This is a genomic window from Natronomonas sp. (assembly GCF_028274965.1).
Lineage (GTDB): Archaea > Halobacteriota > Halobacteria > Halobacteriales > Haloarculaceae > Natronomonas.
Window position 1 is genome coordinate 66,072 of sequence record NZ_JAQCNO010000048.1, and the last position, 21,476, is coordinate 87,547.

Below are 21,476 nucleotides of genomic sequence, written 5' to 3' on the forward strand. Positions count from 1 at the left end.
AGAGTCACAGCGTCTCGGCGACCGCCGGGGCGACCGAGACGGCCGAGGCGGCCCGTTCGATCGTGTCCGTCCCGTAGACCGCCTCAACGCCGGCGGTCGCGAGTTTCGTGCGGGCGTTGGCGGCGAGCATCGGGTGGACGCAGGTCACGAACACGCGGGTCGGATCCGAGAGCTGTTCGATCGCCGTGCTCATCGTCGATCCGGTCGCGACGATGTCGTCGACCAACACCACGTCGCGGCCCGCGGTATCGGCGTCGCTCGGCCGGACGTCGACGTCGGTATCGGAGTGTCTGATCTTCTCGAAGTAGTCTGTCTCGCCGCGGCCGTAGGCGTCGCGGACCGTCCTCGCGAGTTCGACCGCGCCGGCGTCCGGCGAGAGAAAAAGCGGGTCCGAAAGCGCCGGCAGCGGCTCAGCGAGCCGACCGGCTGCGTCGACGGCCGCACACGGCACGTCGAAAAAATCACACACGCTTCGCTCGTGGGGGTTGACCGTCAGGACGCGGTCGGCGCCGGTCGAAATCGACCGCGCCATCGCCCGCGCCGAGACCGGCTGTCCGGGGTCGAACGCCTCGTCCTGTCTGGCGTAGCCCATGTACGGCAGGACGGTCACGACCTCCGAGGCCCGCGAGGCGGCGGCGTCCTGTAGCTGGAGCAACTCGACGTGTTCGGCGTCCGAGACCGTCGAGGCGACCACGACGGCGCGCTCGGCGCTGTCGGGGACCCGAACGAGCGTTTCGCCGTCGGCGAACCAGTCGTACTCGACGGCCGCGAGCGGTTCGTCGAGTTCCGCTGCGAGCGCCGCCGCGAGTTCCTGTGAGGCGGATCCCGGGACGATCATGCGCGCAGGTCGGTCCCCCGGGGCTAAACCGGTTTTCGTTCGTCGGCCGGCGGGGACCCGGAACCGGCGGGAATAGAGCAGGAAGATGACGGGGACGGAGACGCCCGCGCACGCCCCCTCAGCGCTCGCGGACGACGACGAACTGCGCGAGGTCCCGGAGGTACTCCGCGGCGGTGCCCTCGCCGACGGCGGCCCGCGAGAGCGACGCGAGGGCGGCCTCTGACTCCGAGCGCGCCAGTGAGTTCGCCTCCTCGGGGTCCATGCCCGTGATGCGGACGAGGGAGGGCCGGCCCATCGCCTCGTCGCGCCCCGTCGGTTTGCCGAGCGCGTCCGCGTCGGCCGTCTCGTCGAGGACGTCGTCGCGGATCTGAAAGGCGATGCCGACGCGTTCGGCGTAGCGCCCGAAGGCCTCGGTCGCGTCGGCGTCGGCGTCGGCCGCGATCGCGCCGAGTTCGGCGGCCGCCCGGAACAGCGCCCCGGTCTTGCGGCGGGCGAGGTCCATGTACTCCGCCTCGGTCCCCGGCCGCGAAACGAGTTCGGTCGCCTCGCCCTCCCCGAGTTCGACCATCGCCTCGGCGACGGTTTCCATCGCGCGCTCGTCGGCGCCGAAAAGCGAGAACGCCTCCCCGAGTAAGCCGTCGCTGGTCGCGATGGCGGGGCCGTACCCGAACGCCGCCCACGTGCTCTCGACGCCGCGTCTGCGTTCGGACTCGTCGATGATGTCGTCGACGACGAGCGAGGCGTTGTGGACGAGTTCGATCCCGACGGCGAAGTCGATCGCGGCGGCGGAGGGCGCCGACTCGCGGCCGTCCTCGCCGGCCAACTCGCCGCCGGCGGCCTCGAACGACAGAAGCGTCACCATCGGCCGGACGCGCTTGCCGCCGGACAGCGAGACGTGCTCCAGACGCTCCGTCATCGCGTCCGGTTCGGTGCCCTCGAGGACGGCCTCCAGCCGCGACTCGATGAGCCCCCGACGGCGCTCGAGGTACTCCATACCGAGGGTACGGGAGGTCTCGGGAAGTACGTGACGGATGCGCCAGGGGGTCCGTGGCGGGCGGTTCTCCGAGGGGTGCGTATATACCGCCGACGGACCTACCGCGGGCATGGACGTACTCGGCGACGCGATCGCGCGCGATCGGCGCTCGGACGCGACGGCCCTCGTCGCCCCGGCCTGCGAGCGGCGCTACGACTACCGCCGGTTCTGTACGAGCGCCTGGAAGGCGGGGAACTTCTTCAAACTCATCGGCGTCAGGAGCGGGGTCGGCGTCGCCGTCGCCGACGATCCGCTCCCGGAGCCGGTGGTGACGCTTTACGGCGCGGCGTCGCTGGGCGCCATCGTGGAGTTCGGGCCCGACGACGCGATCGGGGCGGACGTCCGGGCGGTCGTCGTCCCGGCCGCCGGGGCCGAGGCGTACGCGTTCGGCCCGGAGACGAAACAGGTCGTCTACGGCGACCCGCCGGCCGACCCGTCGGTGTCGTACTTCGAGCGGGACGTCTGGAGCGAGAACCCGACGGAGCCCCCGGACCGCGTCGCGCCCGGGGACCCGCTGTTGGAGAGCGGCGGCCGCGTCTACACCCACGAGGAACTGCTCGGGGCGGCGCGGACGGTCATCGATCGCCACGGGATCGGTCCCGACAGCGCCGTCGCCGTCAGGGGGTCGTTCGACGACCCGACGGTCGTCGCCGCGGGCCTCGTCGCCCCGATCGTCGCCGGGGCGCGAGTCGTGATCGGGCCGGGCGCAGAGGGCGCGGTGGTCGTCGGCGGGCCCGAGGACGACGTCGGCGCGCTGGAGATCGGTTAGCGCGGCCGCCCGACGGCCTCCTGGGCCGCGAGTCGTCGGGACGAGACGCGGACGGTGCGGAGGCGTCGAAAGGACGGCGTCGGGGTGCGTCCGCAAACGGTTTGTCCGAGCGAGCGCTACCGCTGACGATGGCTTCACGACGCGCGATCGCGCCGGCCGAGGAGGTCCCCGAGGAGACGACGCATCTCGTTACGCTCCGGGAGGCCGAGTCCGGTGAGGAACGCGAGGCGATCTTGGTCCGGAGCGACGGCGACGTCCACGCGTGGCTGAACTACTGTCAGCACTACACGCACATCGCGATCGACAAGGGGTCGGGCGCGGAGATGCGCGGCGGCGAGCTCATCTGTGAGAACCACGGCGCGTACTTCGAGTCCGACAGCGGTCTGTGCACGTTCGGGCCCTGCGAGGGGGCGTACCTCAACCGCGTCTCGGTCGCCGTCGAGGACGGAACGGTGTATCTGACCGACGACGACTACGAGTTCCTCCGGGCGGGGCCGATCGAGACCGACGACGCCGACAGGGGATCGACGTCGAACTACAAGTTCTGAGCCGGTCGTCTCAGCCGCCGTAACAGCGCCGCTCGACGAGTTCGTCGTAGGCCGCCCGGAGCGCTCCGGTGACCGGACCGCCGCCGACCTCGCGCTCGCCGAGGCGGGCGATCGGTCTGATCTCCCAGGTCGTGTTCGTCAGAAACGCCTCGTCGGCGTCACAGATTCGTTCGACGGCGTAGCGCCCGGTCTCGACCGTGAGGCCGGCCCGCTCGGCGAGTTCGATCGTCGTCTCGCGGGTGATCCCCGGGAGGACGGAGCCGAGTTCGGGCGTCCGGAGCGCGCCGTCCTCGACGAAAAAGACGTTGCTCGTCGCCCCCTCGGCGGCGCAGCCGTCGGTGTCGCACATGAGCGCCTCGTCGGCGTCGCGCCCCCGGAGTTCGAGACGGGCCAAGATCCCGTTGAGGTAGTTGTGCGTCTTCGCGCCCGCCGGCAGCGCCGCGTCGGGAACGCGCCGCGTTCGGACGCGCTCGACCGCCGCCGGGGCGTCCCAGACCGGGTCGCCGGCGGTTCCGCCCCGCTGGAGGCTGTCGACGTAGACGACGACCGTCGGGTCCACGCGCTCGTCGGGGGTCAGCTTGCCCGGTTGGACGCCGCGGGTCACCGAGACCCGGAGGTACGCCTCCGAGAGGCCGTTCGCGGCGAGCGTCTCGTCGATCCGGTCGTCGATGTCCTCCGGCACGGCGTCGGCCATCCCGAGCGCCTCGCAGGTGCGGCGCAGTCGGGAGCGGTGTCGGTCCCACAGAAAGACCCGGCCGCCGTAGACCCGACAGGTCTCGAAGGCGCCGTCGCCGTACCGGAACCCCCTGTCGTCGACGCTGACGGTCGCCTCGCCGCGGTCGATCAACTCGCCGTCGACGTGGTACTGGATCGTCAGGCCGCCTCGCACCTCCGGCAGAACGTTTCGATCATCGCCTCCCCGGCGTCCGTGAGGACGCTCTCGGGGTGGAACTGGACGCCCGAGTGCGGCTTCTCCTTGTGTCGGACGCCCATGACGACGCCGCCGTCGGCGTCCGTGCGCGCGGTTTCGACGAGTTCCTCGGGGAGCGTCCCGTCGGCGACGGCCAGGGAGTGATACCGGCCGACCTCGAAGCGCTCGGGGAGGCCCCCGAAGACGCCGGCCCCGTCGTGGGTCACCACGGAGGGCTTGCCGTGGACGACCGCCGGGGCGCGGCCGACGGCGGCGCCGTTGGCGGCACAGAGCGCCTGGTGGCCGAGACAGACCCCGAGCGTGGGGTACGACAGCGACTCGAAGATCGGGACCGACACGCCGGCCTCCGCCGGCGTCCCCGGCCCGGGCGAGACCACGATCCCGTCGGGGTCGAGATCGCGGATCCCGGCGACGTCGATGGCGTCGTTTCGCCTGACGACGACCTCGGCGTGGACGCCGACGTACTGGACGAGGTTGTACACGAACGAGTCGTAGTTGTCGACGACGAGGACGGTGGGTCGCTCTGTGCTCACGGCTCCGGGGCCTCCGTTTCGGGGCCCGCCAGCGCCGCGTCGACCGCGGCGAGGACGCCTCGGGCCTTGTCGAGCGTCTCGTCGTACTCGGCGTCGGGGTCGGAGTCGTGGACGATGCCCGCGCCGACCCGGAGGTGATACCGCCTATCGCGCCGGACGAGCGTCCTGATGAGGATGTTCAGCGTCGCCCGCTCGTCGAAGCCGAACAGCCCGACGCTGCCGGTGTAAGGGCCGCGTCGCGTCCGCTCGACGTCGTCGATGATCGACATGGTCTTCGGCTTCGGCGCGCCCGTGATCGTCCCGCCGGGGAAGACGGCCCCCACCGCGTCGGCGATCGAGCGGTCCTCGCGGCGCGTGCCCTCGACGCGGCTGACGAGGTGCATGACCTCGGAGTACCGGTCGACGCGGCGGTACTCGCTGACGTCGACGCTGCCGTACTCGCTTACCTTCCCGAGGTCGTTCCGCTCGAGGTCGACCATCATCGCGTGTTCGGCCCGCTCTTTGTCGTCCGATCGGAGCGTCGCCTCGAGTTCCGCGTCCGCCGCGGCCGTCTCGCCGCGGGGGCGCGTCCCGGCGATCGGCTCGGTCGTCAGCCGGTCGCCCTCGACGTCGAGCAGCAACTCGGGGCTCGCGCTCACGATATCGACGCCCGGGAACTCGACAAGCGCGGAGTACGGCGCGGGGTTGACACGCCGGAGGGAGGCGTACGCGTCGACCGGGTGGACGGTCGCCGGGGCCGAGAGCCGCTGGGAGACGTTCGCCTGGAAGGTGTCGCCGTCCCGGACAGACGACTTCACCGCGCGCACGCGATCCCGGAAGGCGGATCGCCCACAGTCGCTCTCGAAGGCCGCCCGCCCACCGGCGGCCGGGGGGCGGCCGACGGAGCGATCCCCCGAGACGACCCGGGCGACCAGTTCCCGGGCGCGATCGAGGCCGTACTCGTAGGCGGCGTCGGCCGAGTCGTGCGCCGAGAGCCGGGGGCAGGCGGTGATCCGGAGGGTCGTTTCGCGTTTCGTCGGCGTTTCCCACGCGGCGACGCGGTCGTACGTCGCCAACTGGAGTCTCGGAAGCCCGCGGTCGTCGGTCGTTCGGTCGGGGATCGGTTCGATCTCGCGGGCGATGTCGTAGGACAGCCAGCCGAACACGCCGCAGGGGTACGGCACCTCACAGCCGCCGCGCTCGAGGGACTCCCCGGCGATCGCGGCGTCGATCGCGGCGAGGGAGGGCGATCCGTGCGGCGCGGCGTCCCCGAGCGGAACCGCGTCCGCCGAGACCGTGATCCGCTCCGTCGGGTCGATCGCGAAGTAGCCCCATCCGCGTCGGCCGCCGCTCGTCTCGACGAGGAGGTCCCCGCCGTCGCCGCGGCGGGCGCGGCGGTAGGACTCGAAGGGGTCGGCGACGCGGATCCGTATCTCGACCGGAACGCGGGCGTCGTCGGCCGCCGCCGCGGCCGTCTCGACGAAGCGTTGTCGGTCGGTGAGGACTCGCATACGGGACCGACGGGACGGCGGAAAATAACCGTTTCGCGGTCAGTGTTCCGCGGCGGTCTCCTGCCAGCGAGTGATCCGCTTTTCGGAGATGCCGGTCCGCTCGGCGAGCGCGTCGGCGTCGGCGTCGAGGAGGTCGCCGACCGTCTCGACGTCGGCCGTCGCCAGCCGCTCGGCGTACGCCGAGCCGATGCCGCTGATCGCGTCGACCGGGTCCGGATCCGGGTCCGAACCCGAATCCGAGTCCGTGTCTGTGTCCGTGTCCGTGTCCGTGTTGTCCGCCCCCGCTTCCTCGGAGTCCGACGGCGACCCCTCGTCGATCGAGGTCGGATCCGGGTCGTCGGGGACCGGCCCGGTCGCTTCGGCGGGTTCGGCCGCCGCCGCGTCCGTGCCGCTGTGCTCGGTCACGCCTGCGCCCGCCTCGGCGGGTTCGGCGGCGGCGTCGGGGTCCCGCGTTGGTTGGGTCATCGAGTCCGTCGAGGCAGTCGCGTCTGTCCCCGCGGCGGCCGCGTCTGTCCCCGCGGCGGCGGCCGCGTCTGTCCCCGCGGCGGCGGCCTCGCGGTCGGGATCGGAGACCGAGTCGGGGTCGGGGTCCGGGTCTTGATCGAGACCGGGATCAGAGTCCGAGTCGAGATCGGGACCGGGATCAGGCTCGTGATCGGGATCGGAGTGGGCGGCCGCGTCCCCGGCGTCGACGTCGGTTCGGTCGGACTCGTCGGCGCGGTTGGACGTGCTGAGCCCGAGCATTGCCCGGATCAGGTCGAAGAAGCTCATACCTATCCTAAGCGGGCGGGTATATAAAAACGGTCGGCGGGCTCACAGCGCAGCTTCGAGCGCGTCGCGCATCGCGTCGACCGGTGCGGCGCGGCCCGTCCAGATCTCGAAGGCCTCGACGCCCTGAAACAGCAGCATCCACACCCCCTCGATGGCCGTCGCGCCGACGGACCGCGCCTCGCGGAGGAGGCGGGTCTCCGGCGGCGTGTACACGGCGTCGAGGACGGCGAGATCGGGGTGAAGCGCCGCCTTCGGCACCGGCGTTTCGTCGGCGTCCATCCCGACGCTCGTTGCGTTGACGAGCAGGTCCGCGCCGGCGAGTCGCTCCCCGAGTTCCGGGAGGCCGCCAGCCGTCGCTCCCGGGAGTTCGCCCGCGAGCGATTCGGCCCGCTCGACCGTCCGGTTCGCGACGTGGACGGAGACACCCTCCTCGGCGAGTGCGAACGCCGCCGCGCGCCCGGCACCCCCGGCACCGACGACGACCGCCGAACCCGAAAGCGAGACGTCGCGGTGTTCGAACGCCCGGACGAGCCCCGCCGCGTCGGTGTTGTACCCCGTCGGCTCGCCGTCGAAGTCGATCGTGTTGACGGCCCCGATCCGGTCGGCGAGCGGGTCGGGGACGACGGCGTTTGCGGCGCGCTCTTTGAACGGGATCGTCACATTGAGCCCGTCGATCCCGAGCGCGTCGGCCCCCTCGATCGCCCGCTCGAGGGCGTCTTCGGAGGGTTCGAACGTCACGTACCGGGCGTCCACGCCGAGTCGCTCGTAGGCCGCCTCGTGCATCGGCGGCGAGACCGAGTGACCGACGGGGTTGCCGATCAGACCGAACACGTCCATACCGGCCGGACCGCTCGGACGGACAAAAGCGTTCCCGAAACCGGGGCCTAAACCGCATGTTGCGATACGAAATCCGAACCCGGCCGCTTTCGGACAGGAGCGTTCGGAACAAGAGTTAATCGACCGGCGCGCGTTCGTCGCACCCGGATGAGAGAGCGGAACCGCGCGCTCGTCGTCGCCGCGTTCGCGCTGTTTTGTTCCGTGTTGGTCTGGTTCAACTACTCGGCGGTGCTCCCGTTGGTCGTCGAGGCGTGGGGGCTCTCGGGGACGCAGGCCGGGATCGTGTTCGGGGCGTTTCAGGCGGGCTATCTCGCCAGCGTCGTTCCGGCCGGCTGGCTCGCCGACCGGTACTCCCCCCGGTGGGTGATCGCCGTCGGGGCAACCGGAACCGCGGTCCCGAGTCTCGCGTTCGCCGCGGTCGCCGACGGGGTGCTCGTCGGGTCGGCGCTGCGGTTCCTGTCGGGGCTGTTCGTCGCCGGGGTGTACGTGCCCGGGATGCGGTTCGTCAGCGACTGGTTCCCGGAGGACGTCCGGGGACGGGCGCTGGGGGCGTACATCGGCGTGTACGAGGTCGGGAGCGGGCTTTCGTTCGTCTTCGCGACCGTCGCCGCCGAGGCGGTCGATTGGCGGCTCGCGGTCGGGGCGACGAGCGTCGGCGCGCTGTTCGTCGCCCCGGTGGTCCTCGGGCTGACGCGCGATAGCCCCGAGCGGACGGCGTCGCCCGATGGGGGGTTCGACCCGTCTATCCTCCGGAACGGCGAGTTCCTCTCGGCGGTCAGCGTGTACTCGTGGCACAACTGGGAGCTGTTCGGGGTCCGAAACTGGCTGTTGGCGTTTCTCGTTGCGACCCCGGCGATCGGTGCTCTCGACTCCGCGGTGCTCCCGGGGCTGCTCGTCGGGGGCATGATCGTCGCAAGCGGGGCGGGAAACGCCGGCGGCGGGTGGTTGAGCGACCGCCTCGGCCGCCCGCGGACCGTCGCGCTCGGGTTGGGCGCGAGCGCGCTTTTGAGTTCGGTGTTCGGGCTGCTCGGCCGGCTGCCGCTGGCCGCACTGGTCGCCGTCACGCTCGTGTACGGGTTCGTGTTGGCCGTGGACAGCGCCCCCACCTCGACGCTCGTGACCGAGGTCGTCCCCGATGAACGCGTCGGGGCCGCGCTCTCCGTACAGTCGCTTGTCGGCTTTTCGACGACGGTCGTCTCGCCGATCGTCTTCGGAGCCGCGTTGGACCGAAGCGGCTACCCGGTCGCGTTCCTGACGCTCGCCGGCGGCGCGGTGCTCGGGCTCCTGTCGGTCGGCGTGCTCCTCGGAGTCCGGCGGAGGCGCTGAGCGCGTCGACGGCGGGACGACACCGTGCGGTATATCTCCGCCGCGCGCCGAGGGCGGCCATGCTCGCAGTCGTCGTCTCGCGCGCGGACGAAGCGTCCGAACGGATCGGAGAGCAGTTGCTCGCGGCCGCCGAGTGGGACGAACGCGAAGACGAGCGCCGCGCCGAAGAAAACGGCGGCGGGACGTACTACCGCGGCGAGGGCGTCGAACTCCGGACGTTCGATCGGTTACACGTCCGTCTCGACGGCGCAGCGGCGGCCTTCGACGATCCGGACCTCCTCGCGTTCGCCTCCAGACACGACGGGGAGACGGGACCGCTGCTCACGGCGCACGCGACGGGGAACTTCGGGCCGGCGGCGTACGGCGGCGGAGAGGGCTCTCTCGCCCGCGCCGCGCCGAACGCGCTGTCGGTCCTCAGGGGCGCACTCGAGTCCCACGCCCCGTCGGGGTACGACGTCGGGATCGAGTGTACGCACCACGGGCCCTCGACGGTCGGCTGTCCGTCGCTTTTCGTGGAGGTGGGCAGCGACGAACCGCAGTGGCGCGACGACGACGGCGCCGAGGCCGTTGCGCGTGCGATCCTCGAACTCCGGGGCGTCGACGCCCACAGGGAGCGGGCGGTCGTCGGGTTCGGGGGCGGCCACTACGCCCCGCGGTTCGATCGGGTCCTGACGGGGACCGACTGGGGGGTCGGTCACGTCGCCGCCGACTGGGGGCTCGAGGAGATGGGCGATCCACGCGAATCGGTCGCCGTCGTCGCGAAGGCGTTTCGCGCAAGCGGGACCGAGTTCGCGCTCCTCGATGGGTCCCGGCCCGAGCTGGCGGCGGTGATCGAGGACCTCGGGTTCGAAACCGTCACCGAGACGTTTCTCAACGAGACGACCGGCGTTCCGCTCGGGACCGTCGGTCGCGTCGAGCGGGCGCTCGGGGCGGTTGAGGAGGGGCTCCGGTTCGGCGCCGAGGCGGCCGGGCACGACGGGGAGTTCGTCACCGAGACGCTGCCGTCGGAGCTCCTTGAGGCGGCAAACGGCGTCGACCGGGAGGCGGTCGTCGCAGCCGTGTCGGGGGAGGCGCTCGCCTACGAGACGACCGAGGGGGGAACGCTCGTCGCAGGGCGGGTCGCACTCGCCGATCCCGCCGGCTACCGGGCGATCGTCGAGCGGCTCGCGTCGGTCCTCGAGGCGAAATACGAGTCCGTCGAAACGACCGACGGCGAGGTGATCGCGGAGCGTGAGGCGTTCGATCCGGCCCTCGCCGAGCGGGCGGGCATCGAGGAGGGGCCGGAGTTCGGTCGGCTCGCGGGCGGAGAGGCGGTCGAGGTCGACGGAGAGCGCGTCGAGCCGGCGGACGTCCGGCGCGCGCGAACCGAGCGGTTCCCGTTTTGAGCCGGTTTGATATCGTTATATCCGGTTTATTCCGCTGTTCGGGGGCGAGCCCCACGCCGCGCGTCGGACGCGCGTCAGACATTTGGGAAAGGTATTTTACGAGCGTACCCAAGAACGACGATTAATGGATTCGATCATCGAGGACGCCATCGACGAGGCCGAGGGAGACGGGGAGACGCCCTCCGAGGGGTCGGCGCCGACGGCGGGCGCGAACGCGGGGGCCGACGCCTCCGAGGCCGACGTCAAGGGCTCCGGGACGATGACCGACGAGGAGTTGGCGAGCGTCGTCAAGGACCTCGAGACGAAGATCACGGTCGTCGGCTGCGGCGGCGCCGGCGGCAACACCGTCACCCGGATGGCCGAGGCGGGCATCCACGGCGCGAAACTCGTCGCGGCGAACACCGACGCACAGCACCTCGCGACGGAGGTGGACGCGGACGAGAAGATCCTCATCGGGCGACAGCGGACCGGCGGGCGCGGGGCGGGTTCCGTGCCAAAGATCGGCGAGGAGGCCGCCCAAGAGAACATCGAGGACATCAACAACACCATCGACGGGTCGGACATGGTGTTTATCACCGCGGGGCTCGGGGGCGGGACCGGAACCGGCTCCGCGCCGGTCGTCGCACAGGCGGCCCAGGATCAAGGCGCGTTGACAATCGCCATCGTGACGGTCCCCTTTACCGCCGAGGGCGAGCGCCGCCGGGCGAACGCGGACGCCGGGTTGGAGCGGCTCAGAGCCGTCGCCGACACGGTCATCGTGATCCCGAACGACCGGCTCTTGGATTACGCGCCCAACATGCCGCTCCAGGACGCCTTCAAGATCTGTGATCGGGTGCTCATGCGTTCGGTCAAGGGGATGACCGAACTCATCACGAAGCCCGGCCTGGTCAACGTCGATTTCGCCGACGTGAAGACCATCATGGAGAACGGCGGCGTCGCTATGATCGGGTTGGGCGAGTCCGACTCGGAGAACAAGGCGCAGGACTCGATCCGGTCGGCGCTCCGCTCGCCGCTTTTGGACGTCGAGTTCGACGGCGCACAGAGCGCGCTCGTCAACGTCGTCGGCGGCCCCGACATGTCCATCGAGGAGGCCGAGGGCGTCGTCGAGGAGATCTACGACCGGATCGACCCCGACGCCCGCATCATCTGGGGCGCGTCGGTCGACCCCGAGTTCGACGGCAAGATGGAGACGATGATCGTCGTCACCGGCGTCGACAGCCCGCAGATATACGGCAAAAGCGAGGCCGAGCGCGAGCAGGCCGTCGCGGGCGATGGGGACGACATCGACTACGTGGAGTGACCGCGCCGCCGCTCGGACGCTGAGCGGGCGGATCAACAGGTAAAAAACCCCCGAGACGGAACGGTAGCGTATGAACACGCCCACCGACCTCACGTCGTACGTGCGGGTGTTGAAGCTCGCGAGCACGCCGACGTGGGACGAGTTCTCGAAAGTCTCGGCGATCGCGGGGCTGGGTATCCTGCTCGTCGGTCTCATCGGGTTCGTCATCTTCTCGATCATGACGTTCGTTCCGGGAGGCCCCTGATGGCGATCTACGCGGTCAAGACGACGGCGAGCCAAGAGCGGACCGTCGCCGACATGCTCATCACCCGCGAGGAGGCCGAGATCCACGCGGCGCTCGCGCCGGACGCGCTCACGAGCTACGTGATGGTCGAGGCCGACGGGACGAGCGCGATCAGCCGGGCCCTCGAGGACATCCCCCACGCGCGGAGTCTGGTGTCCGAACAGCCCTCGCCGTTCAGCGAGGTCGAACACTTTCTCAGCCCGAAGCCGGACGTCGAGGGCATCGCGGAGAGCGACATCGTTGAGCTCATCGCGGGGCCGTTCAAAGGCGAGAAGGCCCAGGTACAGCGGATCGACGAGGGCAAAGACCAGGTCACAGTCGAGTTGTACGAGGCGACGGTGCCGATCCCGGTGACCGTTCGCGGCGACCAGATACGGGTCCTCGACTCCGAGGAACGCTGATCCGAAAGAAGGGGAAGGGAAGGGGTAGGGGGTTCGCGTCGGGCGGCGTTCGGAACGGGTAGCTAACCAAGGGGACGAAAGGGGGCCGCGCCGCGGGCCTCAGGCTTCCGTCGTCGCCTCGCGGCTGTCGTCGCTGAGACGCCGGACGACCCCGTCGATGTCGGCCGCGGACTCCAACTCAGTGATGACCGCCTCTCTGAGCCTGATGTCGTCGGTGTCGGCCTCGTAGCTGCGGAGGTACTCCGCCCGCGTGTGCTCCGAGAATGCGTGTTTGATCGCGAAGTACCCGTCGGGGACGGTCGTTCCGCAGACGGCACAGCGGTGTCGCTCGTGCGTGCTCACCTGATGGACGAGCAGTTCCTCGGCGTCGTCGGTGGTGTACTCACAGCCGTCGATCGCGCACTCCCACATACACGCCCGATCATGCCCCATATATAAAACCCTTCGTGCCGGATCGGAACGGATAACGCCATGGGGGGCGGCGGTTCGGGCATGAGTCGGTTCCGTCTCGACGCACACCTCAAGGTGCTCGACGAACGAACGGTCGAGCGGGCGAAGTCGCGGGGGCTCGACGCCGTGGTCTACGCGCCACACTTCCTGCGGCTCCCGGAGATCCGCGCGCGCGCCAAGCGGTTCAGCGACCCGGAGCTGCTCGTCGTGCCCGGCCGGGAGGTGTTCACCGGCGACTGGCGGAACCGAAAGCACGTCCTCGCCGTGGGGCTCTCCGAGCCGGTGCCGGATTTCATTACGCTCGAGGGCGCGCTGGCGGAGTTCGAGCGGCAGGGCGCCGCCGTGCTCGCCCCCCACCCGGAGTTCGCGACGGTCAGCCTCGAGGCCCACGACCTCCGGGCGCACCGCGATCGGATCCACGGGATCGACGCGTACAACCCGAAGTACCTGAACCAACACGGGGCCCGCGCCCGGGAGCTGGCCGCGGAGTTCGATCTGCCGCCGTTCGGCTCCTCGTACGCGCACCTCCCGGGGACGGTCGGGGAGGTCTGGACGGAGTTCGAGGACCGTCTCGGGACCGAAACGGCGGTCGTCGAGGCCCTCCGGACGGGGACGCCGCGGCGGGTCTATCACCGCAGCGGGGCCGGACACCGCCTGCGCTGTGCCGCGGAGTTCGGGCACCTCTTTTATGAGAACAGCTGGGGGAAGATCGATCGGCTGTTCCTCTCGGGGACGGAGCCGACCCACCCGGACCACATCGCCTACGACGGCCGCTTCGACGGCGTCAGCGTGTACTAAACCGGTAACGATCCGAGCGCACCGGGGTCGACGTACCGGGGGAGCACGTGGACGATGGCGGCGGCGACGGCGAGTTCGACGGCGGTCACGACGACGGTGACGACGTTTGCGAACCGACTGGAGGTGGTCACGCCGGAGGGAAAGCCGTACTCGCTGCTCGAAAGCGGGTAAAACAGCGCGATGCCCCGGCGGCTCCCGAGGTAATCGAGGACGTAGTGGGTGAACACGCCGATCCAGACGTACCCGAGGTTGCCGAAGACGAACGGGAAGGCGGCGAAGACCGCGAGCACCGGGAGGTTGTGCAGCGTCTTTCGGTGCTTGCCGAAGGCGGTGTCGACGTCGGGAAACAGCGCGCCGAGCGTGACAGGGATCGTCACGGCGACGACCACCCGGAGCGTGTCGACGGTTCCGGAGGGTTCGATCACGAATCCGAGCCCGATGCCCAACAGCGCGGCGTTGAGAACGTGGCCTTCCTTGTTCATGCGACGGCCGACGCGCGCCCCATTAAAATGGTGTTCGTTCGCCTCACGCCGACGCGACCGCGTCGGCGAGGTCCTCAAGCGCCCGCTCGGCGATCCGGCGTTTGATCTCGCGGCGGGAGCCCTCGAAGACGTACCGCTCTGTGCGACACCACGAGTCGCCGGTGCCCCACTCGGCGGCGCGTGCGACGGCGACGTGTACCGTTCCGACCGGCTTCGCCTCGGTCCCGCCGCCCGGTCCAGCGATACCGGTCGTTGCGACGCTCCAGGCGGCCCCGGCCCCGTCGCGGACGCCCTGCGCCATCCGTCTGGCGACCGGTTCACTGACCGCGCCGGCCGAATCGAGCAGTTCCCGGGGGACGCCGAGAAGCTCCATCTTCGCGTCGTAGCTGTACGTGACGACCGAGCGATCGAAGTACTCGCTCGATCCGGGAACGTCGGTCAGAAGCGAGCCGATCAGGCCGCCGGTGCAGGACTCCGCGACGGCGACGCGCTCGTTTCGCTCCGCGAGGGCGTCGCCGAGCGTTTCCTCGATGGCCATGCCCCGAGCAGGGGCGCCGACGGTTTGAACCCGGGGGTTCGGTTCGATCCGGTCCGATCCGACCCCGGGCGTCGGGGCGGGCGCAGGGGCGGGCTCAGAGGAACAGAACGACGAGCACGACCGCGAGCGAGAGGACGACGAGAAAGACGCCGGTGCCGATCGAACTCCGGAGGTCGATCTCGCCGACGCCGCCGTCGGTCGGCGCGGCGACCGCGAACCCGGGGAGCCGCCGCGCGCCCTCGAAGGCGTAGCGCCGCGGGTCGGCGCCGACGGCGGTCGCTCCCGACGCGACGGCGACGACAGCCCGGTCGACGGCGGCCCACGACTCGGTGACGGCCCGGACGAGCGCCCGTCCGCCGAAGAAGACGGCGGGGTTGAGAACCCGATCGACGTCCGGGATCCACGTCGCCCGCGAGAGCGGGCCCTTCAGCGCGAAGAAGCCGGCGAAGCCGGCGACGCCCAACGCGACGCTCTCGACGACGTGGGGCACGGTGTAGGTGGTGTAGCCCTCCGCGATCGCCGCGGTGTTCGGCAGCACCTCGAAGAGCACGCCGTCGAAGAGGCCGAGCGCGAGACAGAGCGCGCCGACGGACAGCATCGGCGCGGCCTGGCCGGGCTTTGCGTCCTCGGGGTCGACGCTCGCCGGCCCGTGGAAGAAGACGTAGTAGCCGAGTTTGATAAAGGACATGAACGTGCCGACGCCGCCGACGATGAGCAACCACCACAGCAGGTCCTCGCCGCCGAGCGGGACGGAGGAGGGGCCGATGACGACGTTTGCGACGCTTTTGTGCGCCTCGGCGATGATGATGCCCTTGCTGACGAAGCCGTTGAACCCCGGCACGCCGGAGATGGCCGCGGCGCCGAAGAGGTAGGCGGCGAACGTCACGGGCATGACCCGCCAGAGCCCGCCGAGTTCGGTGATGTCCTCGATCCCGGTCCGGTAGATGACGACGCCGACCGACATGAAAAGCAGGGCCTTGTAGAGGATGTGATTGAAGATGTGGCCGAAGGCCCCGGCGGTCGCGAGCGTCGTCCCGATCCCGACGCCGGCGATCATGTAGCCGACCTGCGAGATGATGTGATACGAGAGGAGCCGCCGCATGTCCTCCTGCAGCAGGGCCATCGACGCGCCGAAGACCGCCATCGCCCCGCCCATGTACGCGATCCAGAGGTGGCCCTCGGGGAACGCCCGAAACATCGCGTAGACGCCGGTTTTGGTGGTGTACACGCAGAGAAAGACGCTCGCGGCGATGTGGGGGCTCGGGTAGGTGTCGGGCAGCCAGGTGTGGAGGCCGATAAAGCCGACGTTGACGCCGACGCCGATCGCCATCAGCGCGGGGGCGATCGGCCCGACGACGCCCGGGGCCGCCCCGAAGAGGAACGATCCGGCCGCCGCGTACTGCCAGACGACCGCCGCGAGGACGAGGCTACCGCCGATCCCGTGTGCGACGGCGTACCGGAACCCCGCCCGGACCGCCCGTCCGCCGTGGTGCCAGACGAGCAGCGTGCTGGTGACGGCCATCAGCTCCCAGAAGAACACGAGCGTCAGCCAGTCGCCGGCGAAGACGGCGCCGAGGCTGGTCCCGACGTAGCCCAACGCGGCGGCCGTCTGGGTGCCCTCGGCCCCGCTCGAGTACGCGTACACCACCGCCGCCGCGCCGATGAGCCCGAAGATGATCCCCATCGTCCGCGAGAAGCCGTCGACCTGGTACAGGACCGTACCGAAGCCGAACAGCCGCGGCGTGAGATACGTCCCGGCCGGGACGAGAAGCGACCCGACCGCGACCGCGGCCGTCGAGAGAAAACCGAGTCCGTGGCCGATCTTCCGGGGGGCGACGGCGGCGACGAGCGCGGCGAGCAGGACGGGGACGAACGGTGGGATCGACCCGGCGAGCATCAGGCGATCACCCCGAGGGCGAGCGCGGCCGAAACGACGTCCTCGACGAGCCGCAGGAAGACGGCCGCGTGCGGGACGAGCCCGAGGACGACCGACCCGGCGGCGACGAGCAGGATGGGCCCGAGCATGAACCAGGTGCTCTCCTGGCCCACCCAGCCGCGGCGGTCCCAGCCGCCGGGGGGCGGGCCGCCGTGGTGGCCCCCGGCCCCCGGTTCGTGTGCGTCGGGGGCCTCACCCGGGTCCGCGTCGGGGTCGGGCTCGGAATCGGCGTCGGAGCCGGAGCCGGAGCCGGAGCCGGATTCGGGGTCGTCCCCGAGGGTCGCGTCGCTCGGGTTCCGGTCGACCGCGTACTCGCCGTCGACGAGCGCCGCGGGGTCGCCGTAGTCGCGGTCGGTCGCTCGCTCGTCGAAGTCCGGGCGTCGGATCACCTCGGAGGGGTCGGCGTCCCCGTCGCTCGGTCCGTTTCCGTCCCGGTTCGCGTCCTCGTCGTCGCTGACGCCGCCGTCGGGACGGGGCGACGCCGGGCGGGTCCGGCCGCCGAAGGGGCTCTCGAGGAGCGGCTTCGCGTCGTGGTCGTCGGCGCTCTCGAAGAACGCCTGGTAGACGACCGGCCAGAAGTACGCGATGTTGAGGACCCCCGACAGGAGCAACGCGCCGGCAAAGACGTAGTCGCCGGTGGAGACGGTGCCCACGAGGATGTAGAACTTGCTGACGAAGCCGGCGACGAGCGGGATGCCGGCCATCCCGGCGGCGGCGACGGCGAAGGCGCTCATCGTCACCGGCATCCGCTTGCCGATGCCGGCCATCTCGCTGATGTGGTCGGTGTGGGTCTCGACGTGGATGATCCCGGCGCAGAAAAACAGCGTGAGCTTCATGAACGCGTGGGCCGGGATGTGCAGGAGGCCGCCGGTGATCGCGTCGGGGCTGAGTATCGACAGCCCGAGGACGATGTAGGAGAGCTGACTCACCGTCGAGTAGGCGAGGCGGCGCTTGAGGTGGTCCTTCCGGAGGGCGATGACGCTCGCGGCCAGAAGCGTCACCGTCGCCACCGCCGCCAGCGCCACCCCGACGCCCAGCCCGGCGATCGTCTCGGGGCCGAAGACGTCCAAGACCACGCGAGCGATGCCGAACACGCCGCTTTTGACGACTGCGACCGCGTGCAACAGCCCCGAGACGGGCGTCGGTGCGACCATCGCGTCGGGGAGCCACGAGTGAAGCGGCATCAGGCCGGCCTTGACCCCGAACCCGGCGGCCAAGAGCGCGAAGGCGGCGCGGGCGAAGGCCGGGTCGCTCGTCGCGAGGGCCGCGATGCCGCCCGACTGGAACGACACGGTGCCGGCCAGCGAGTAGACGAGGACCGCCCCGGCCAGCACGGCGACGCCGCCGCCGAAGGTGTACGCGAGGTACTTGCGCCCGGCGGCGCGGGCCTCGGGGGTCTCGTCGTGGGCGACGAGCGGGTAGGTCGCAACGGTCAACACCTCATAGAAGACGTACAGCACGATCAGGTTCGCCGAGAAGGCGATCCCGACGGCGGCGCTGAGACTCATCGCGAAGGAGGCGAAGTACCGCGTCTGGCCGCGCTCCTCGAGGCCACGCATGTACCCGATGCTGTACAGCGACGTGACGATCCAAAGCAGGCTCGCAAGTGCGGCAAAGAGCAGCCCGAGGGAGTCGGCCCGGAGCTCGAAGGCGACGTCGGCGACGAACGGGCCGAGCGAGTAGACGTACACGTCTCCGCCCAACACCCCCGGGACCATGCTCGCGACGATCCCGAACTTGCCGGCCGCGACGGCGAGCGTCACGGCCTCCCGGACGTTCGGACGGCGGTGGGACGCGAGGATCGCGATCGTTCCGACGACGGAGATGAGGACGGCCGCGATGGGCCGTACGCTTGCGATTTCGGTCACGGGAGGGCACCTCCGAGGAAGGGATCGAGAAGCGTCTCGAACCCGGCGTTTGCGAAGCCGAGCGCGACGACGGCGACCGCGGCGAGGACCGTCAACAGGACCATGCCGGTCGAGACGCCCCGGACCGTCCGCGTGTCGCCCTCGTCGGGCGCGGTGTCATCCGCCGCGTCGGGGTCCGAAGGCGGCGAGGGCGAAGGAGCAGGGGCGGAGGTGGGGCCGGAGGTGGGGGTCGCGGCGCCGCCGTCGGCGAGGGCCCCGGAGGCGCGGTCCGGCGCCGCGTTCGGGCTGGCGAAGTAGAGCCGTTCGAGCAGCCGCGCGACGTACGCGAGCGTCAGGAGCGTGCTGAAAAAGACGACGGCGGCGAGGGGCCACGCGCCCGCCCGGACCGCCCCGACGGCGATGTAGTACTTGCCGAGAAAGCCGATCGACGGCGGGACGCCGACAAGCGCGATGCCGAGGACGGCGACGACGCCGGCGACCACGGGCGATCGGTACCCGAGTCGGGCGTAGTCGTCGACGGTCCGGGCGCCGTGTGTCGCCGCGAGGATCGCCGCCGCCGCGAAGAGCCCGCCTTTCATCAGGCCGTGGCCGACGAGGTGGACGACGCCGCCGAGGACCGAATCCGGCGTCGCGAGCGCGAACGCCGCGACCACGAGGCCGAACTGCGAGACCGACGAGTACGCGAACATCCGCTTGACGTCGGTCTGGACGACCGCGAGTGCGCCCCCGGCGAGGACGCTCACCGACGCGAAGCCCACCACCGCGGTCCGGGCCAGCGGCACCGCCGCGAGAAACGACGTCGTAAACACCGTGAGGATGACCCGTCCGATGGCGTAGGCGGCGACCGTCGAGACGAGCGCCGAGACGAACGTCGTCACCGTGTCGGAGGCGTACGTGTAGGCGTCGGGCTGCCAGGTGTGAAGCGGGAATATCGCCGCCTTCAGCCCGAGGCCGACGAGGACGAACCCGAACGCCGCGAGCACGGGGCGGGTCGCATACGAGCCCGCGAGCCGCTCGGAGAGATCGATCATGTTGAGCGTTCCGGTGGTGATGAACACGTACCCGACGCCGATGATGAAAAACGACGCGCCCATCGTCCCCAACAGGAGGTACTTCAGCGCGGCGACCGCGGACCGCCCGGAGCGGTCGGCGGCGACGAGCGCGTAGGTCGCGAGGCCGGTGATCTCGAGGAAGACGAACATGTTGAACAGGTCGCCGGTCACGGAGACCCCCATCAGGCCGCCGACCAACAGCAGGTACGCGCTGTAGAAGCTGTTGCGCCGCGGGCCGCCGGTGTAGGCGAACCCGACGACGCCGAGCGAGACGACGGCGATCAGCGCGACGATCGGGGCCGAGAGGCCGTCCCCGACGAGTTCGATGCCGTAGGGGGCGGGGTAGCCGCCGACCGCGTGGACGAGTCGGTCCCCGCCGTAGACCGACGAGAGGACGACCGCGGCCAGTCCGGCCTCGATGGCGGTCGTGACGGCGGCGACGTACCAGCCCGTCTCCGAGGACAGGAGGCTCAGACACAGCGGCGCGACGGCCGCGAGGACCGGGACCGCAACGAGAAGCGGGAGGACGACGTCACTCATCGGTGACCTCCCGGAGCACGGACTCATCGAGCGTCCCGTACTCGCGGTGGATCCGGACGATGAGCGCGAGCGCGACGGCGGTAAGGCTGACCCCGACAACGATGGCCGTCAGCACGATCACGTGCGGGAGCGGGCTGACGTAGGGGCCGCCGCCGCCCTCCGAGGGGACGATCGCCGGCGAGCCGCCGGCGACGTACGCCGAGGCGACGAAGAACAGAAAGACGGCGCTCTGAAACAGGTTCAGCCCGATGACCTTCTTGACGAGGTTCGGGCTGCCGATCATCACGTAGAGCCCCGTCGCCATGACAAAGACGAAGACGGCGTACGCCCACCGGGTGGCGAGGAGTTCGATCACGGCTCCGCCTCCTGTGGGCCGGCCGCGGTGAGAAAGAACAGCCCGACGATGACGCCCGCGACGATGAGGGCGATCCCACCGATCTCGACGGCCTCGATGCCGAGTTTGGTCGGGGTCTCGAGCGGGTAGCGGACGTACTCGAGGAAGCCGCCGCCCAGGGCGACGCTCCCGAAGCCGATGGCGGCGAAGACGGCGACGCCGAGGGCGGCGACGGCGGTGACGACCCAGGAGCCGAGCCACTGGCGGGTCGGGTCGATGCCGAACGCGAACGCGAGCATCAACACGACCACGCCGATGAGCGCGCCGCCCTGGAAGCCGCCGCCCGGCGAGTCGGCGCCGTGGAACGTGACGAACAGCCCGAAGGTGAGGACGAACGGCGCGACGACCCGGACCGCGCTCATGATGACCTCGCTTTCGATGTACGTCCGGGGATCCTCTGCGGCGGGCCGGCGGTCGCTCACGTCAGCACCTCCCGCCGGAGGACGACGAGCGTCGCCACGCCGGCACCGAAGACGACGGTCGCCTCGCCGAAGGTGTCGAAGCCGCGGTAGGCGGCGAGAACGGCCGTGACGGTGTTCTCGACGCCGGTGTCGGCGTAGGAGTTGCTCAGGTAGTAGCCGGTGACGGCCTCGTAGGAGACGATCGGGGCGTTCGGATCGCCGACGGCCGGCAGCCCGGGCAGCGTGAGCCCGAACACGACGGCGAGCGCGCCGCAGGCGAAAAGCGCACGGGGATCGACCCGCTCGGCGGTGCGGTCGCCGGAGGGCCGGACGGTTCGGGCGATCGTCAGGAGCAAAAGCAGCGTCGTCACGCCGGCGCCGATGACGGCCTCCGTGAGCCCGACGTCCGGTGCGAGCAACAGGGTGTAGAGCAGCGCCATCCCGAGGCTGTACGCGCCGAAAAGAACGATCGCCGCGAGGACGTCCCGGAGGAGCGCGGTCGCGACCGCTGTCAGAACGACGAACACAGCGAGCGCGTACGCGACGTACTCGATCATGCGGACGACCCCCGT

The 21,476-nt window shown here is 70.6% G+C and carries 24 protein-coding genes; 8 read left to right on the plus strand and 16 right to left on the minus strand.

The window, feature by feature from the left end:
* Window positions 1-4: 4 nt before the first annotated feature.
* Window positions 5-838, minus strand: coding sequence for a ribose-phosphate diphosphokinase (gene prs, locus Q0916_RS06485; protein WP_299235901.1), 834 nt, complete (start codon window positions 836-838; stop codon window positions 5-7).
* Window positions 839-956: 118 nt separating this feature from the next.
* Entirely contained in the window at window positions 957-1,832 is an 876-nt protein-coding gene (locus Q0916_RS06490; RefSeq protein ID WP_299235902.1) for a polyprenyl synthetase family protein, read from the minus strand.
* 109 nt (window positions 1,833-1,941) lie between these two features.
* Here Q0916_RS06490 and Q0916_RS06495 point away from each other — a divergent pair, with 109 nt between their 5' ends.
* Complete coding sequence (locus tag Q0916_RS06495; RefSeq protein ID WP_299235904.1) at window positions 1,942-2,640, plus strand: hypothetical protein; 699 nt, start codon at window positions 1,942-1,944, stop codon at window positions 2,638-2,640.
* 128 nt (window positions 2,641-2,768) lie between these two features.
* Entirely contained in the window at window positions 2,769-3,188 is a 420-nt protein-coding gene (locus Q0916_RS06500; RefSeq protein WP_299235905.1) for a Rieske (2Fe-2S) protein, read from the plus strand.
* A gap of 10 nt (window positions 3,189-3,198) precedes the next feature.
* Here the strand turns inward: Q0916_RS06500 and Q0916_RS06505 are convergent, their stop codons facing one another.
* From Q0916_RS06505 to Q0916_RS06525, 5 genes are read right to left on the minus strand one after another with little or no spacing between them, the layout of a single operon-like run.
* Complete coding sequence (locus Q0916_RS06505) at window positions 3,199-4,077, minus strand: aminotransferase class IV (RefSeq protein ID WP_349254513.1); 879 nt, start codon at window positions 4,075-4,077, stop codon at window positions 3,199-3,201.
* Entirely contained in the window at window positions 4,062-4,652 is a 591-nt protein-coding gene (locus Q0916_RS06510) for an anthranilate synthase component II (RefSeq protein WP_299235906.1), read from the minus strand. Before Q0916_RS06510 ends, Q0916_RS06505 begins: the two co-directional genes overlap by 16 nt.
* A complete protein-coding gene (locus tag Q0916_RS06515; protein WP_299235908.1) occupies window positions 4,649-6,142 on the minus strand; it encodes an anthranilate synthase component I family protein in 1,494 nt (497 codons plus the stop codon). Before Q0916_RS06515 ends, Q0916_RS06510 begins: the two co-directional genes overlap by 4 nt.
* A gap of 39 nt (window positions 6,143-6,181) precedes the next feature.
* Window positions 6,182-6,913 (minus strand): helix-hairpin-helix domain-containing protein, encoded by a 732-nt coding sequence (locus tag Q0916_RS06520; RefSeq protein ID WP_299235910.1) that lies wholly within the window; start codon window positions 6,911-6,913, stop codon window positions 6,182-6,184.
* A gap of 42 nt (window positions 6,914-6,955) precedes the next feature.
* Window positions 6,956-7,750 (minus strand): shikimate dehydrogenase, encoded by a 795-nt coding sequence (locus tag Q0916_RS06525; protein WP_299235912.1) that lies wholly within the window; start codon window positions 7,748-7,750, stop codon window positions 6,956-6,958.
* Between the two features lie 147 nt (window positions 7,751-7,897).
* Here Q0916_RS06525 and Q0916_RS06530 point away from each other — a divergent pair, with 147 nt between their 5' ends.
* The 5 genes from Q0916_RS06530 to Q0916_RS06550 all read left to right on the plus strand — a co-directional run bounded on the left by Q0916_RS06530 (window position 7,898) and on the right by Q0916_RS06550 (window position 12,445).
* Entirely contained in the window at window positions 7,898-9,076 is a 1,179-nt protein-coding gene (locus Q0916_RS06530; RefSeq protein ID WP_299235914.1) for an MFS transporter, read from the plus strand.
* Between the two features lie 59 nt (window positions 9,077-9,135).
* Complete coding sequence (locus tag Q0916_RS06535) at window positions 9,136-10,461, plus strand: D-aminoacyl-tRNA deacylase (protein WP_299235916.1); 1,326 nt, start codon at window positions 9,136-9,138, stop codon at window positions 10,459-10,461.
* Window positions 10,462-10,585: 124 nt separating this feature from the next.
* On the plus strand, window positions 10,586-11,761 hold the full coding sequence (gene ftsZ / locus Q0916_RS06540) for a cell division protein FtsZ (RefSeq protein ID WP_299235918.1): 1,176 nt from the start codon (window positions 10,586-10,588) through the stop codon (window positions 11,759-11,761).
* Window positions 11,762-11,831: 70 nt separating this feature from the next.
* Entirely contained in the window at window positions 11,832-12,005 is a 174-nt protein-coding gene (locus Q0916_RS06545; RefSeq protein WP_299235920.1) for a protein translocase SEC61 complex subunit gamma, read from the plus strand.
* Window positions 12,005-12,445: a transcription elongation factor Spt5 gene (locus tag Q0916_RS06550; RefSeq protein WP_299235922.1), complete on the plus strand. Its 441-nt coding sequence runs from the start codon at window positions 12,005-12,007 to the stop codon at window positions 12,443-12,445. Before Q0916_RS06545 ends, Q0916_RS06550 begins: the two co-directional genes overlap by 1 nt.
* 99 nt (window positions 12,446-12,544) lie before the next feature.
* On the opposite strand, the gene Q0916_RS06555 is transcribed toward Q0916_RS06550, so the two are convergent.
* Window positions 12,545-12,856: a DUF7565 family protein gene (locus Q0916_RS06555; protein ID WP_299235924.1), complete on the minus strand. Its 312-nt coding sequence runs from the start codon at window positions 12,854-12,856 to the stop codon at window positions 12,545-12,547.
* A gap of 81 nt (window positions 12,857-12,937) precedes the next feature.
* Here Q0916_RS06555 and Q0916_RS06560 point away from each other — a divergent pair, with 81 nt between their 5' ends.
* Window positions 12,938-13,693, plus strand: a complete 756-nt coding sequence (locus Q0916_RS06560; RefSeq protein WP_299235925.1) for a PHP-associated domain-containing protein — start codon at window positions 12,938-12,940, stop codon at window positions 13,691-13,693.
* Here Q0916_RS06560 and Q0916_RS06565 read toward each other — a convergent pair.
* From Q0916_RS06565 to Q0916_RS06600, 8 genes are all read right to left on the minus strand, one after another.
* A complete protein-coding gene (locus Q0916_RS06565) occupies window positions 13,690-14,175 on the minus strand; it encodes a metal-dependent hydrolase (RefSeq protein WP_299235926.1) in 486 nt (161 codons plus the stop codon). The genes Q0916_RS06560 and Q0916_RS06565 overlap by 4 nt on opposite strands.
* Before the next feature lie 43 nt (window positions 14,176-14,218).
* Window positions 14,219-14,713, minus strand: coding sequence for a CinA family protein (locus Q0916_RS06570; RefSeq protein WP_299235927.1), 495 nt, complete (start codon window positions 14,711-14,713; stop codon window positions 14,219-14,221).
* A gap of 94 nt (window positions 14,714-14,807) precedes the next feature.
* Window positions 14,808-16,610: a Na(+)/H(+) antiporter subunit D gene (locus Q0916_RS06575; protein ID WP_299235928.1), complete on the minus strand. Its 1,803-nt coding sequence runs from the start codon at window positions 16,608-16,610 to the stop codon at window positions 14,808-14,810.
* Entirely contained in the window at window positions 16,610-18,517 is a 1,908-nt protein-coding gene (locus Q0916_RS06580) for a cation:proton antiporter (RefSeq protein WP_299235930.1), read from the minus strand. The genes Q0916_RS06575 and Q0916_RS06580 overlap by 1 nt, the downstream gene beginning before the upstream one ends.
* Window positions 18,514-20,109: a proton-conducting transporter membrane subunit gene (locus Q0916_RS06585; protein ID WP_299235932.1), complete on the minus strand. Its 1,596-nt coding sequence runs from the start codon at window positions 20,107-20,109 to the stop codon at window positions 18,514-18,516. The genes Q0916_RS06580 and Q0916_RS06585 overlap by 4 nt, the downstream gene beginning before the upstream one ends.
* Window positions 20,102-20,464, minus strand: coding sequence for a cation:proton antiporter subunit C (locus Q0916_RS06590; protein ID WP_299235934.1), 363 nt, complete (start codon window positions 20,462-20,464; stop codon window positions 20,102-20,104). Before Q0916_RS06590 ends, Q0916_RS06585 begins: the two co-directional genes overlap by 8 nt.
* A complete protein-coding gene (locus Q0916_RS06595) occupies window positions 20,461-20,925 on the minus strand; it encodes an MnhB domain-containing protein (RefSeq protein WP_299235935.1) in 465 nt (154 codons plus the stop codon). The genes Q0916_RS06590 and Q0916_RS06595 overlap by 4 nt, the downstream gene beginning before the upstream one ends.
* Window positions 20,922-21,458: a DUF4040 domain-containing protein gene (locus tag Q0916_RS06600; RefSeq protein WP_414689315.1), complete on the minus strand. Its 537-nt coding sequence runs from the start codon at window positions 21,456-21,458 to the stop codon at window positions 20,922-20,924. The genes Q0916_RS06595 and Q0916_RS06600 overlap by 4 nt, the downstream gene beginning before the upstream one ends.
* Window positions 21,459-21,476 lie beyond the last annotated feature (18 nt).